General features: G+C 63.7%; 15 protein-coding genes. 9 read left to right on the top strand and 6 right to left on the bottom strand.

The window, feature by feature from the left end; all coding sequences use genetic code 11:
- The first annotated feature begins 164 nt into the window (after positions 1–164).
- Positions 165–824, top strand: coding sequence for a DUF1236 domain-containing protein (locus Q8J98_RS12115; protein WP_305294569.1), 660 nt, complete (start codon positions 165–167; stop codon positions 822–824).
- Positions 825–893: 69 nt separating this feature from the next.
- A complete protein-coding gene (locus Q8J98_RS12110; protein WP_305294568.1) occupies positions 894–1,085 on the top strand; it encodes a Thivi_2564 family membrane protein in 192 nt (63 codons plus the stop codon).
- Between the two features lie 23 nt (positions 1,086–1,108).
- Here Q8J98_RS12110 and Q8J98_RS12105 read toward each other — a convergent pair whose 3' ends face one another.
- The 5 genes from Q8J98_RS12105 to Q8J98_RS12085 all read right to left on the bottom strand — a co-directional run bounded on the left by Q8J98_RS12105 (position 1,109) and on the right by Q8J98_RS12085 (position 3,223).
- Positions 1,109–1,663 (bottom strand): sigma-70 family RNA polymerase sigma factor, encoded by a 555-nt coding sequence (locus Q8J98_RS12105; RefSeq protein ID WP_305294567.1) that lies wholly within the window; start codon positions 1,661–1,663, stop codon positions 1,109–1,111.
- Between the two features lie 110 nt (positions 1,664–1,773).
- Positions 1,774–2,190 carry a hypothetical protein gene (locus Q8J98_RS12100; protein WP_305294566.1) on the bottom strand — a complete coding sequence of 139 codons (417 nt, stop codon included), beginning with the start codon at positions 2,188–2,190 and terminating at the stop codon, positions 1,774–1,776.
- Positions 2,191–2,210: 20 nt separating this feature from the next.
- Positions 2,211–2,519, bottom strand: coding sequence for a hypothetical protein (locus Q8J98_RS12095; protein WP_305294565.1), 309 nt, complete (start codon positions 2,517–2,519; stop codon positions 2,211–2,213).
- 71 nt (positions 2,520–2,590) lie between these two features.
- Positions 2,591–2,749: a DUF3309 family protein gene (locus Q8J98_RS12090; protein ID WP_305183146.1), complete on the bottom strand. Its 159-nt coding sequence runs from the start codon at positions 2,747–2,749 to the stop codon at positions 2,591–2,593.
- Between the two features lie 243 nt (positions 2,750–2,992).
- Positions 2,993–3,223 (bottom strand): hypothetical protein, encoded by a 231-nt coding sequence (locus tag Q8J98_RS12085; protein ID WP_305294564.1) that lies wholly within the window; start codon positions 3,221–3,223, stop codon positions 2,993–2,995.
- A gap of 263 nt (positions 3,224–3,486) precedes the next feature.
- On the opposite strand from Q8J98_RS12085, the gene Q8J98_RS12080 reads away from it, so the two are divergent.
- From Q8J98_RS12080 to Q8J98_RS12070, 3 genes are all read left to right on the top strand, one after another.
- Positions 3,487–7,473, top strand: a complete 3,987-nt coding sequence (locus tag Q8J98_RS12080) for a chemotaxis protein CheB (RefSeq protein WP_305294563.1) — start codon at positions 3,487–3,489, stop codon at positions 7,471–7,473.
- A gap of 180 nt (positions 7,474–7,653) precedes the next feature.
- Positions 7,654–8,292, top strand: coding sequence for an OmpA family protein (locus Q8J98_RS12075; RefSeq protein WP_305183149.1), 639 nt, complete (start codon positions 7,654–7,656; stop codon positions 8,290–8,292).
- 195 nt (positions 8,293–8,487) lie between these two features.
- Complete coding sequence (locus Q8J98_RS12070) at positions 8,488–8,742, top strand: hypothetical protein (protein ID WP_305183150.1); 255 nt, start codon at positions 8,488–8,490, stop codon at positions 8,740–8,742.
- A 58-nt stretch (positions 8,743–8,800) separates the two neighbouring features.
- On the opposite strand, the gene Q8J98_RS12065 is transcribed toward Q8J98_RS12070, so the two are convergent.
- Positions 8,801–8,992 carry a DUF1127 domain-containing protein gene (locus Q8J98_RS12065; RefSeq protein WP_305183151.1) on the bottom strand — a complete coding sequence of 64 codons (192 nt, stop codon included), beginning with the start codon at positions 8,990–8,992 and terminating at the stop codon, positions 8,801–8,803.
- Positions 8,993–9,081: 89 nt separating this feature from the next.
- Here Q8J98_RS12065 and Q8J98_RS12060 point away from each other — a divergent pair, with 89 nt between their 5' ends.
- The 4 genes from Q8J98_RS12060 to Q8J98_RS12045 all read left to right on the top strand — a co-directional run bounded on the left by Q8J98_RS12060 (position 9,082) and on the right by Q8J98_RS12045 (position 13,395).
- A complete protein-coding gene (locus Q8J98_RS12060; protein ID WP_305294562.1) occupies positions 9,082–10,488 on the top strand; it encodes a PLP-dependent aminotransferase family protein in 1,407 nt (468 codons plus the stop codon).
- 128 nt (positions 10,489–10,616) lie between these two features.
- Positions 10,617–11,501, top strand: coding sequence for an ABC transporter permease (locus Q8J98_RS12055; protein ID WP_305183153.1), 885 nt, complete (start codon positions 10,617–10,619; stop codon positions 11,499–11,501).
- Positions 11,498–12,304 carry an ABC transporter permease gene (locus Q8J98_RS12050; protein ID WP_305183154.1) on the top strand — a complete coding sequence of 269 codons (807 nt, stop codon included), beginning with the start codon at positions 11,498–11,500 and terminating at the stop codon, positions 12,302–12,304. The genes Q8J98_RS12055 and Q8J98_RS12050 overlap by 4 nt, the downstream gene beginning before the upstream one ends.
- Positions 12,305–12,318: 14 nt before the next feature.
- A complete protein-coding gene (locus Q8J98_RS12045; RefSeq protein ID WP_305294599.1) occupies positions 12,319–13,395 on the top strand; it encodes an ABC transporter ATP-binding protein in 1,077 nt (358 codons plus the stop codon).
- Positions 13,396–13,569 lie beyond the last annotated feature (174 nt).

The raw sequence follows: 13,569 nt of genomic DNA, 5'->3' as shown, positions 1-13,569 counted from the left end.
CAGATCAACACGCGGCGGCCGAATTGGTTCCCGGCGGCGTCGCAGGGGCGCAAGTGGTGGTGGCAGGTTGCATGGAACGATCCGGGGCCCCTTGGTGTTGTGCCTTTGGTAGCAGGTCAGCGCGACAGCTTTGGGCGACTGGCCGCCGGATGAAAGGAAACTGAATGACCGTCATGAAAACACTGGCTCTCTCGCTGGCTGGCATCCTGCTCGCTTCTGTGGCTATGGCCGAGACCCAGGCGACCGCCTGGACCGACCTAAACCTGCGCGCCGGGCCTGGCCCGACCTACAAGATCCGCGGCGTCATCCCGGCCAATGAAACGGTGCGGGTGGATGGCTGCCTTGAGGCCGCGGTCTGGTGCAAAGTCAGCTACGCGGGTGTCGAAGGCTGGGCGTCGGGAAGCTATCTGACCGCCAACGTCGACAACGCACCGATGGCGCTTACCCTTGCGGGGCCGAAAGTGGTGCTCAACACCGTCACCTACACCGAAAACCCAGATGACGCCGCACTTGCTGGCGGCGCGTCAGGTGCCCTTGCCGGGGCGCTGATCGCGGGCCCGGTTGGCGCGGTGATCGGCGGCATCATCGGTGCCGCAGTTGGCGTTGCTGCCGTTACCGACCCCGATCCGCAATACGTCACCTATGTGCAGAGCAACCCGGTGGAAACCGTTTACCTTGACGGCGAAGTCGTCGTTGGCGCGGGCATTCCCGAGCCCGTCACGCTCTACCCGGTTCCGGGCAGCGACTATTCCTACATCTACGTCAACGGCGTGCCGGTTCTGGTCGAAACGCCGACGCGCAAGGTCGTCTATATCCTGCGCTGAGCTGAAGCATGCAAAAGGGCGGCCCTGAAAACCGGGGCCGCCCATCCACAAATCTCAGAGGAAACACCCATGCCCGTAATCAATCTCGTGATCGTTCTCATCGCCGTGGGGATGTTGCTCTGGCTGGTGAACAATTACCTGCCGATGGATGCCAAGATCAAGAAGATCCTCAACGTCGTCGTTGTCGTCGGCGTGGTGATCTGGCTGTTGCAGGTGTTCGGCGTGATCGGCAACCTGGGTGCGATGCGCATCGGCGGCTGAGCCTGATCTGGCAAGCGCAAGCTTCAGATATAGGCAAAACGCGGCGCGGTCGCAGACGGGCACGGGGCAAAGTCCATGGGTCCGGCAACCTGAAGCAGGTCCAGAAGCTGCCGCCGCGCCCGTGAAACCCGGCTTTTGATCGTGCCGCTTTCGCTGCCCGACAGCGTTGCGGCATCATCGTAGGAATGCCCGAGCGCGCCGACCAGCATCAGCGCCTGACGCTGCACCTTGGGCAGCTTGGCGAGTGCGGTGCGAAAATCGCGAAGGTCAAGCGCCCCGTCATGCGCCGGGGCACTGTGCAGACGCGCCGAAAACACGCCATCGACATCTTGCACTTCGCGTTTCAGCTTGCGCCGCTGATTGAGAAAGCTGTTGCGCAGAATGGTGAATAGCCAGGCGTGCAGATTGCTGCCCGGCAAGAACCGCGCCTGTTCCGCCCAGGCCTTTGCCAGGGTTTCCTGCACCAGATCGTCAGCGCCGTCGGCGGTGCGGCAAAGTGACAGGGCAAAGCGCCGAAGGCTCGGCATGGCGGTGATGATCCCCGCCGAAAACTCGGCGGTCCGGGTCTGGGTCAACATGTCGGAACTCCTTAATCGGGCCGGATCAGGCCAAAGAACAAAGCAGTGCCCTGCGCGCCGGGGCGCAAGATCGTAACGCAAAGGATGGTGTGCAGCCGGGCTCTGTGGGCTCAGCCGTCGCGCCGCCTTTCGGCAATTGCGGCACCTGCGGCAACTGCGCCGAGCAGCAATGCATATCGGTTGGCACCAAATGCCTCGAGGGCGGCATCGGCAAGGTCTGGTCCTGCTGGGGGTGGAACTACCGCCCGCCGGGCGTGCGCGCGCGCCACGAACCGGCGCAGCCAAAGCACCGCCGCAGCTGCCACAAGCAACGCGGCAGCGGCCGCAAGCGCTGCGCTCGCCGCGCCGATCAGTGGCGCGAGTGCCAGCCAGAGTGCCGCGACGGCGCAACCGACAGCGGCGAGCGCGAAAAGCGCCGCGACCCCAACTGCCGCTGCATCCAGCGCAACCCGACGCGCCTCGTTGGCCAGAACGAAAGCCCGCTGCCGGATGCGCTGATAGAGCGCCTGAGCGAGGGGATATTCCATTTTCCGGCCTCCGGGGGTTGTCATTTCGCGATCAGGCGGCTGCCGATGAAACCAAGGCTGAACGCCAGCAGCAGGCTGACCAGCGGGTGCGCGTCAATCTGCCGTTCCACCGCCTTGGCCGAGCTTTTGCCCGCGTTGGCCACGCTGCCCATCAGCTTGGTGGCCTCGGCGCTGACCTGCCCCGCAGCCGCTTCAGCGGCGCTGACAGTGCTTGCTTTCACATGCCCGGCAAGCAGCGCGACATCGGCGCGCAAGGCCGAAAGATCGGCCATCATCGCCTTGAATTCCGGCAGGTTTTCCATTTCTTTGGAGGTGTTTTTCGTATCCATGATTGTGTTCCTTCTTGGCCCCGCGGCATTGCGGGGCAGGCTGCTTGAACAAGGCTAGGCGAGCGCAAGCCTTAAATATTTCCGGTCAGAACCAGGATCAGCACCACGATGATGATGATGCCGAGGACGCCCGACGGGCCATAGCCCCAACTGGCGCTGTGCGGCCATGTCGGGACCACGCCAAGCAAGGCGAGAACGAGAATGATGATCAGGATCGTGCCGATGCTCATGGCGGACTCCTTTCAAGAAAAGTCGCGCCCTTGCGCCGCTGGCACCGGTGCGCAGTGCTGCGTTTGCGCGAGGGGTGTGTTCCGGGGCTGCTGGACAGATGCGGTCTCCGAGGGACGGAGAGACTCAGAAAGCGCAGCACCAGAACACTTGAAAAGCATGACCCGGTTCGGGCATCGACGGCAGACTCGGGAAATACGCATGGACTGTCGGCGCACTTCACACCGGCCGCCGCCCCGGCTTTGCTAGGCGACGCGGGCCATTTCGCTGCAAAGGGATTCGCCATTGGACTCGACAAAGGTCAGTCTCACCGTGTCGCCCGGCTTGAATTGGGAAAGCTGCACGCTGGTCTTGCACCTGCAAACCCTGCCGCTGGCTAGGGTGACGGTTTGCGCCGCGGAATCGAGTGATTTGATGACCTCGCCCGCCGCAACGGGCAAATTCGAGGCGGGTTTGCGGGCTTTGTTCATGTTCATGGCGATTTCTCCTGCTTCAGGCAAACGCGATAACCGACACCAAACCGGTATCGATACTATGCCTAGGCTACGGCGCTCGCGTGAAATTGCGACAGGCTCGGGATGTACCCAGAGGCGAAAACCCGCCGGTGGCGGAAACCGCGCGAAAGTTAGGTGTTTGGGCTCCCCGCATGCTATCCTGCGCAATCTCTGGTTCAGTGCCGAAGCCTGCGCGGTGCCGCAGGGCTGAACCCCCTTGAAAAGCAGAGCGCGCGACGAAACCGATGGCAAATTTCAGACCTCAACGGAATCGACCCGGCTTCCCGGTTGTCGGCATCGGTGCTTCGGCGGGCGGTCTGGAGGCGTGCCAGCGCTTGCTTGCGGCACTTTCTGGCAAGACCGGAATGGCATTCATCCTGATCCAGCATCTGGACCCGGGGCACGCCAGCCTGATGGCCGAACTTCTGGCCGGGCACACGCGGCTAAGGGTGGCAGAAGCGGCAGAGGGCATGCGCCTTGAGCCTGATCACCTCTATCTGATCCCGCCCGGCACGCTGCTTTCGCTTGCAAACGGCGGGCTGCATCTTGCCCCCGCCCCCGGCGGGCATGTCTTGCGGCTGCCTTTCGACCATCTCTTGCGCTCGATGGCGGCCGAACTTGGGCCGCGCGCGGTGGCGGTGGTGCTGACCGGCACCGGCGCGGATGGAAGCGCAGCACTTGGCGCGATCCGCGCGGCGGGTGGATCGGTGCTGGTGCAGGATCCGCAGGAAGCCGCGTTTGACGGCATGCCCCGCAGCGCGATTGCAACCGGTCAGGCCACGCTCATCGCCCCGCTTACCGGGCTGGCCGCGGCGTTGATGGCGCAGGCGCAAACCGTGCCAGGGCTTGCGCCCGCGAACCCAACCGCAGACGTCCGCGCCGCGATCATCGAGCTGCTGCGCCGCAACACCAGGCACGATTTTTCGCTTTACAAGCCCGGCACCGTGCAACGGCGGATCGAGCATCGCATCGGTCTGCTGTCGCTTGCGGAGGGCGACTTGCCGGCCTATCTGGCACTGCTGCAAACTGATCGGGCCGAGTTGGACCTGCTGGCCCAGGATCTCTTGATAAATGTCACCTCGTTTTTCCGCGACGCCGAGGTGTTCGAGCTTCTGAAGGCCGATATCCTGCCCGCGCTGGTGCGCAATCACCCCGGACCGCAGCCGATCCGGGTCTGGGTTGTCGGTTGCAGCACGGGCCAGGAGGCGTACAGCCTCGCGATGCTGTTTCACGAGGTGTTCGAGGCCGAAAGGCTGCCCGCTGCGGTGCAGATCTTCGCCTCCGACGCCGATGCACATGCCTTGGCGCAGGCGCGCGATGGCTTCTACCTCGACACCACCGGCATCAGCAAAACCCGCCTCGCGCAGCATTTTACCGCCGAAGGGGCGGGGTTCCGGGTCGCGCCTGCGCTGCGGGCGGTGGTCACCTTCGCGCAGCATGACGTTCTCGCCGATCCGCCCTTTGCTCGGCTGGATTTGTTGAGCTGCCGCAACCTGATGATCTATCTCGCGCCGGAAGCGCAGGACCGGCTGCTGGAGGTTTTTCATCTTGCGTTGCGAGACGGCGGGCTGATGCTTTTGGGCAAGGCCGAAACCGCTGGCGCGCCCGACCGGCGGTTTCAGACCGTTTCCGATGCCGCACGCCTTTACCGCAATCATCGTCCGTTGCGGCCATCCGGCAGCAATGCGCTTTTGCTGCCCGGAAGTTTCGCGCCAATTGAAGCTGCCGCCGTGCCGCTGCGTCAGCCGCCCGAACACCACGAAGCTGTGGCACCCTCCCTCGGCCCGAAGGCGCGACGGCGCGCAGCAAGTCCGGATCAAGGAAAAACCGCATTGGATAGGCCCGAAACCGACCCCGCCGTGCTTGCCGCAGACCTCGCCGGAGCGCTCGGCGAGCTTGATCGCGCGCGACAGGAGCATGCGGCGCTGCGTCAGGACGCGCTTTCGGTCACCGAGGAATATCAGGCTGCGAACGAAGAACTGCTTGCCTCGAAGGAAGAACTGCAATCGCTGAACGAAGAACTGACGGCGCTCAACAGCCAGTTGCAGGAAACGCTCGAAAAACAGCGCACCGCCTCGGATGACCTGCAAAACGTGCTTTACAGCACCAATGTCGCCACGCTGTTTCTCGATCCGGAGCTGAACATCCGGTTTTTCACCCCCGCCACGCGGATGCTTTTCAGTCTGCGCGCGGGTGACGTGGGCCGACCTCTGGCGGATCTTGCGCCGCTTTCGTCCGACAGCACGTTGTTGGCGGATGCGCGCAAGGTGCTTGCGGGCGAACCCGTGGTTGAACGCGAGATCGAGGCGCAGGCAGGTAGCTGGTTCGGCCGCCGCGTTCTGCCCTACAAGACCGCCACCGGGCGCGTCGCAGGGGTTGTCATTACTTATGCCGAAGTTACCGAAAGACGGAAAATTCACGAAGCTCTGGCGGCAGCCGAACGTGTTGCCCAGCACGCGAATGCCGCCAAGACCCGGTTTCTTGAGGTCGCCAGCCACGATCTGCGCCAGCCGTTGCAGACCATGGTGATCTTGCAGGGGCTACTGATGAACGCGGTTTCGGGTGCGCATGCCAGTGACCTCGTCGGACGGTTGGGCGAAATGCTGGCGGCAATGGCGCGCATGCTCGACGTTCTTCTTGACATCAACCAGATCGAGGCGGGGGCGATCAGGCCGGAACGGTCGGTGTTCGGCATCAATGACATCTTCGAGCGTCTTAAAGCCGAGTTCACCTATACCGCGCGGGCAAAGGGCCTGAAGCTGCGCATGGTGCCGAGTAGCATCGAGGTCAACTCGGACCCCGATCTGCTGGAGCAGATGCTGCGGAACCTGCTGTCAAATGCATTGAAATATACCAGCAAGGGCAAGGTTCTGCTTGGGTGCCGCCGTCGCGGTGCGGGCACCGTCATTGAACTTTGGGATACCGGCATCGGCATTGAGCAATCCGATATCAAGGCGGTGTTCGAGGAATACCGACAGGTCAACAACCCGGCGCGGGAACGCAGCAAGGGGCTTGGCCTGGGGCTGAGCATCGTGCAGCGGCTCGGGCACCTCCTGGGGCACAAGGTGGGCGCGGCCTCGGTGCCGGGGCGTGGATCGGTCTTCACCATCGAGATTGCCAATATTGAGCCGCCACCGCCAGTGCAGAGTCTGCCCGTGCCCGAGGTTGCGCCAAAGCGCGCCGCGCCAATGTCGGTCAAGGCCCGGATTCTGATCGTCGAAGACGATCCCGAAGTGCGCGAACTGCTTGATCTGTTGCTGCGCGACCGCGGCCATGAGACGCTTTTGGCCGAAGATGGCCCCGCCGCGCTGGCGCTGGTGGCCGAGGCAGCGGCACCACCCGACCTGGTGCTGACCGATTACAATCTGCCGGGCGGGCTGAATGGCCTCGCGCTTGCCGAGGAATTGCGGCGTGCCATTCAGCGCGAAGTGCCGGCGATCGTGCTGACCGGCGATATTTCGACCCTCGCGATGCGGCGCATTTCGCAGCGGGACGTTGTGCATCTGGCAAAACCGGTCACGGTTGACCGACTGACCAAAGCCGTCACCGACCTGCTTGGCCCATTGCCCGCGATCCTGACTGCGCCCGAGCCATCCGATGCCGCCGAGCCCGGCCCTGAACCCGCCATTTCGGCCAGAAAGGTCTATCTGGTCGATGATGACGAGGCGCTGCGCGCCTCGCTGGGGGAAATGTTGCGCGAGGCCGGGCATGAGGTATTCGATTATGCCACTGCGGAAGCATTTCTGGCCGGCTATGTTTCCGGCAGCAGCGGCTGCCTGCTGATCGACGCTTATCTGCCGGGCATCAGCGGCATCGACCTGCTCGAACAGATCAAGGCCCGCACCGAACCGCTTGCCTCGATCATGATAACCGGGCGCAGCGATGTTGCCATTGCGGTCAAGGCAATGCAGGCCGGGGCGCTGGATTTTGTCGAAAAACCGATTTCCGGACCCGATCTGCTGGCCAGAATCGAAGCTGTCGGCGCAACGCTGCGCGATGTAGGCGGCGACACGAAAAAGCAGGCTGCGCGCGCCGCGAGGCTTGCGGCGCTGACGCCGCGCCAGCGCCAGGTTCTTGATGCCGTGCTGGCGGGAAAGGCAAGCAAGAACATCGCGTTCGACTTAGACATCAGTCAGCGCACTGTTGAAAGCCACCGCGCCGCGATCATGGAAAAGCTCGGGGCGAGATCGGTGCCTGCACTGGTGCGGCTGGCGCTTGGCGGCAGCTTATAGGCCCTGTGCACAGCCCGGTCTGGCCCGCGTCAGCCAGTTTTGGGCAGCACCGATGACAAGCCTCTCTCCGCAGTTTCCGAGGCTTCCCAAGGAGCCCGATCAAGCGCAGGGTCATTGCAATCTGGAAGTGACGGTTGCGGGAACTGCCCCGCATGCCGCGTTCCGAACGGAGGAACTGCCATGTCATACCCCAAACCCCTTGCCGCCATTGCCGCGGCGGCGCTTGCGCTTGGTGCCTGCACCAATGTTGACGGCACCCAGAATCAGGCTGGAACCGGCGCCATCATCGGCGGTCTTACCGGTGCCGCCGCAGGCCAGATCATCGGCGGCAACACTCAGGGCACGATTATCGGCGGTGCGATCGGCGCGGGCATCGGTGCGGCAATCGGCAACCAGCTTGACAATCAGGAACGGGAATTGCGCCAGTCGCTTGCCGGGACCAGCGCCGGGATCGTGAATACCGGCAGCGCGCTGATCGTCAGCCTGCCGGAAGCGATCACCTTCGATTTCGGCTCGGCTGTCGTGCATCAGAATTTCCGCGCCTCGCTCGCCTCGGTGTCGCGCAGCCTGCAAAACCACCCCAACACCAGCATTCGGGTTGTCGGCCATACCGATAATGTCGGAACTCTGGCGATCAACCAGCAACTGAGCGAACAGCGCGCGCTTGCCGTGGCACAGATCTTGGTCAACACCGGCACGCCGTCGGCACGGGTCCGCTATCTGGGCCGCGCCTTCTATGAGCCCATCGCCTCGAACGCCAGCGCTGCCGGGCGCGCAGCCAACCGCCGGGTCGAGATCATCATCACGCCGAACAGGTGAACCCGGCGGCGCGTTCAGCGGCAATTGTTCCGGGGCCGGATCAGATCTGGCCCCTGACTTCTGCGGCCCCAGGGCCGATGTTGCGCGAAAGACTCGCTTTGGCCCGCGCATCTGGCGGGCCGCAGCTTTGTGTTGACCGGGTGCCGGGGGCGCAGGCAGGCTTGCGCCGAGGCAGAACAACAAGGCCGAGCAGAAATGACACAATCCTTCTTTCATTCGCCTTCGGGCGGAGTAGATTTTCTCGGGCTGCGTCGCGGGCGCCGTGGCGACACCGAAATCGTCTATGACGACGGTGTTGCGCGACGCATGGTCTGGCGGGTGCAGGGCGTGGCGAGCGAAGACGCGCTGGGCGACGCGCTTGCGGTTGCGGTCGGCGCGGTGCGGGTGCTGCCCGCGCTTTACGCCGAGTTGAAACGGCGTTCGATCGCGATCGAAGTTATCGGCAACTGAAAAAAGCGGCCGGGACGAGCCCGGCCGAGGCAAAGGATCCGTCAGGGGACTGCGGAACCTATTTCTGCCAGAAGGGTCGCGATGCTTCGCGGTCGGCATATTCCCTGTCAACACCGATATCGGCAAGAAGGTGATCGTCGAGCCGCGACAGCGCCGCACGGCTGCGGTGCCGTGCCACCCAGGCAAGGAAGCGGGCGCGCAATTCAAGAAGCTTCCGGTCGGCGGGGCGGGTAAGGGAAATGCTGGACATGGCGCACCTTTTGTATTGATACAGGCGTGGAAACTCTGTTAGATGTAAAGATACAATAGCGGCGTTTCGGCTGCCAGAGAAACATTGTCATGGATACAAACTGGCGGCCAGATCTGGCCGATCAAACGGGTCCGAAGTATCTCGCGCTGTTGCGGGCGCTGCGTGAAGACGTGCGCGGTGGCCGCCTTGCCGAGGGGTGCCGCTTGCCGCCGGTGCGCGCGCTTGCGTGGTCGCTGGGCATCACCCCCGGCACCGTGGCCCGCGCCTACCAGATCGGCACGCAGGAAGGGCTGCTCTGCGCCGTTGTCGGACGCGGCACCTTCGTGGCTTCTGCCAGCCCGCGCCTTGGCCCGCGCGAACCGTTGCATATCGACCGCCTGCCCGACCTCGACCGCGAGACTGGGCCGGTCGATCTGCGCAGCCCGCAGCTTCCCGATGTCGGCCAGACCGAGGCGCTTTCGCGGGTGATGATCGAGGCGGCCGGGCAGATCGGCGCGGATTACCTTGAATACCCCGGCCTGCGCCGCGACAGCGCCTGCCGCCGCGCCGTGGTCGACTGGCTTTCCTGCTGCCGCCTCGGGCCTTTGACCGAGGAAGATCTGGTGCTGACCCACGGCGGCCAGAATGGCATCAACATCGTGCTTTCGTGCTGCCTGCGCGGCGAGCGCCCGGTGGTGCTGGCCGAAGCGCTCGCCTATCCCGGTTTTCGCCACGCGGCGCGGCTGCAACGGGCCGAGGTGGTGCCGGTGGCGCTCGATGCCGAAGGGATGCGGCCCGACGCGCTTGATGCCGCATGCCGCCGCCACGGTGGCCAGGTGGTCTGCATCGCGCCCGAAGCGCAGAACCCGACGACAGCGCGCATGGGCCTTGCGCGGCGCGAGGAAATCGCCGCCGTCGCCCGCGCGCATGATTTGCAGATACTGGAAGATGACTGCTACACCATGCCATCGTCGGGCCTGCCTGCCTTGCGCGCGCTTGCCCCCGAACGGTGCTGGCATGTCGCGAGCCTTTCGAAGCCGATTTCGGCGGGGTTGCGCTTCGGCATGGTTGCCTGCCCGACCGGGATGGGCGAGACCGGACGGCTGGCTGCGCAGCACAGCTATTTCGGCCTCGCCCGCCCGGTGACCGACATCGTCACCCGCTTGCTGGTTTCGGGCGAAGCGGCGCGTCTGCGGGTAGCGGCACAGGTGGCGATGACAGCGCGGCAGGGGCTTGCGGTAGCGGCGCTGGGCCAGCACGACCTTGCCTGGCAACCCGGCCTTACGTTTCTGTGGTTGCGGCTGCCTTCGGGCTGGCGCGCCTCGACCTTTACCCGCATGGCCGAAGCCGAGGGCGTGCTGCTGCGTTCCGCCGACGAATATGCCTTGGTCGATGGCCATGCGCCAAATGCGGTGCGCATTGCGCTGGCGGGAGGCATAAGCGAAGAACGCTTCAACCGCGCGCTTGCCACGCTGGCACGTCTGCTTGCCAATCCTCCGGGCGATCTGCCGGTTTGACCGGCCGACTTTGCGTGTCGGCCAAGGCCAGAGCCAGCCCGCGACTGCCCCCTTTTCATGGCGCGTTGCTTGTGCAAACTTGCCAATGTCGCGTTTGGCGCGGCTGGGTTCGGGGAGTCCGGGGGCCAATGGCAAAAGCGACACGATGGCGCAATTTCACGCGGTCCGAGGCGTTTTCGGGCTACGTTCTGGTCAGCCCCACCGCGATTTACGCTGTTCTGTTGCTCGCGGCACCACTGGCGACGATCGTGGCGTTTTCGTTTTTCAAGGATGGCTATCTTACCGTCATCCGTGAATTCACCCTGCAAAACTATGTCGATACCTGGTCCGACCCGGTGTTTCGCGCGATTCTGCTGCGCTCGCTCTTTGTTTCGGGAATGGTGACGCTGACCACCGTGCTGATCGCCTTTCCGATCGCCTACTACATCTCGTTCAACGTCAGCCGCTCGATGAAATCACGCTGGCTGTTCCTTATCACCATTCCGTTCTGGACCTCGTATCTGATACGGGTGTTCCTGTGGAAGGTGATCCTGGGCTACAACGGCGTCATCAACTCGACGCTCGATATTGTCGGGCTGATCGACCAGCCCTTGAACATGCTCAATAATGTGCAGGCGATCGTGGTGACGCTGGCGCATGCCTACGCGCCCTTTGCCATCCTGCCGATATTCGTGGCGCTGGAAAAGATCGACCGCGCACTTCTGGAGGCCGGGCAAGACCTTGGCGAATCGCGGCTGATGACCTTCTGGCGGGTAACGCTGCCCCTGGCGATGCCCGGCGTGGTCGCGGCGGTGCTGATCGTCTTCATCCCGACCATCGGCGATTATGTGACGCCGCAATTGATCGGCGGCGGCAAGGTGCCGATGGTCGCCAACCTCATTCAGGCGCGGATGCTTGATCTCGACAACAAGCCGATGGGCTCGGCAATCGCGGTTTCGGCAATGGCGATCGTGACCCTGGTGAGCCTGCTGTTCCTGTTCCTCAACCGCCGGTTCCTGCGGGTGCAGAAATGAGGTTTTCCGCGCTGCGCAGTTACGCCTACCTTTACCTGCTGTTTCTTTATGCCCCGATCATCCTCTTGCCGGTCTTCGCCTTCAACGACGGCACGATCATCGCCTTTCCGCTCAAGGGGTTCACTGTCGAGTGGTTCCGGCAGATGGCGGCCAATGCGACGCTGCGCACGGCGGTGGAAAACTCGCTGATCATCGCGGTGTCATCCTCGATCCTTGCCACCACGCTCGGCGTCTTTGCCGCCCGCGCGGCAACGCGCTTCGCCTTTCCCGGCAAGGCGGGGATCATCGGCATGATCATGCTGCCGCTGGTCTTGCCCGAAATCATCGTTGCGGTGTCGTTGCTGGTGGTGCTTTTGGGCATTGGCGTGACGCTGTCGGTCTTTACCGTCATTCTCGGCCATGTGCTGATCTGCACCCCCTACGCCATCGCCATTCTCAACACCGCCTTCAACGCGCTTGACCGCAGCCTTGAAGAAGCCGCCTACGACTTGGGCGAGACCAGGTTCTCCACCTTCCGGCTGATCACCCTGCCGCTGGTGATGCCCGGCATCATCTCGTCGCTCTTGATGTCGTTCACCATCTCGCTTGACGAATTCATCATCGCCTTCTTCCTTGCCGGGAATGAGCCGACGCTGCCCACCTACATCTTTTCGCAACTGCGTTTCCCGAAACAGATTCCGATGATCATGGCGCTTGGCACCTGCCTCGTCGCCGCCTCGATCATCCTTCTGACCATTGCCGAATATTTCCGCCGCCGCGGCATCGCGAAGACCGGCGGCACCGATAGCGGAGGCTTCCTGTGACTGACCGCCCGACGATGATCGAGTTTCAGGATGTGCATAAGTATTACGGCGATTACCACGCGCTGCGCGGTATCACCGCCAGCATCCGCGCCGGCGAGTTCTTCTCGCTGCTCGGCCCCTCGGGCTGCGGCAAGACCACGCTTCTGCGCACCATCGCGGGGTTCGAAGAGATTTCCTCTGGTGCGGTGATGATCGATGGCAAACACATGGAACATGTGCCCGCCAACCAGCGCCCGACCAACATGGTGTTTCAGAGCTACGCGATCTTTCCGCATCTGACGGTCGAAGGGAACGTCGGCTTTGGCCTGCGGCGCGAGGCGGGGAGCTCTGCCGACAAGGCGCGCCGGGTCGAGGAGGCGCTCGACATGGTGGGCCTCAAGGGCTACGGGCGGCGCGCCGCGCATGCGCTTTCGGGTGGCCAGCGGCAGCGGGTGGCCCTCGCGCGCGCGTTGATCCTGAAACCCAAGGTGTTGTTGCTCGATGAACCGCTGAGCGCGCTCGACAAGAAGATGCGCGAACAGATGCAGGTCGAACTGATCAAGCTGCAACGCCAGGTCGGCATTACCTTCGTGCTGGTGACGCATGACCAGGAAGAGGCGCTGGTGATGTCGGACCGCATCGCGGTGATGTTCGAGGGCGAGATCGCCCAGCTTGCCGACCCCGAAACGCTTTACCGCAGCCCCAATTCGCGCCGCGTCGCCGAATTCATCGGGGTGATGAACTTTCTGCCCGCGGTGGTTCTGGGCGAAACCGCCGGACAGGTGCAGCTTGAGGTGGCGGGGTTGGGTCAGGTCGAAATCGAGGCGGCGCAGGGCTCGGGCCGCGCCGCCGATGGCTCGGTGAGCGTGGGCTTCCGCCCGGAAACGCTGACCATCCTTTATGAAGGCCAGACTGCGAGCGACCGCGAAACCCCCGGCACCATCGAAGAGGTCGTCTATTACGGCGACATGACCTATTACGATGTGCGGCTTGACGGGGTTGACCGGGTGGTGCGGATTTCGATGCGCAACGTCTTTGGCCGCCCGGTACTCGAATATGGTGCCCGCACCCGTGTCGCCTGGTCGGCGGGTGCACTGGTGCTGTTTCGCTGAGCGGCGGGGGGCTTTCCGCCCCCCGTGCCCCCCGGAGGATATTTCCGCTGAAGCAGGCACGAGGTTTTGCCCGGATGTCTGCTTCAGTCGAAATATCCCGGGGGTGCGGGGGCTGGCCCCCGCCAACGCGCGCGGGTTTTTGCTGAACGCCCGAACCTGCTAGACAGCGCCGCG

Source organism: Phaeovulum sp. (assembly GCF_030684035.1).
Taxonomy (GTDB): Bacteria; Pseudomonadota; Alphaproteobacteria; order Rhodobacterales; family Rhodobacteraceae; genus UBA6213.
Note: the sequence above shows the minus strand (reverse complement) of the source record. Positions and strands in the feature narration are given on the sequence as shown.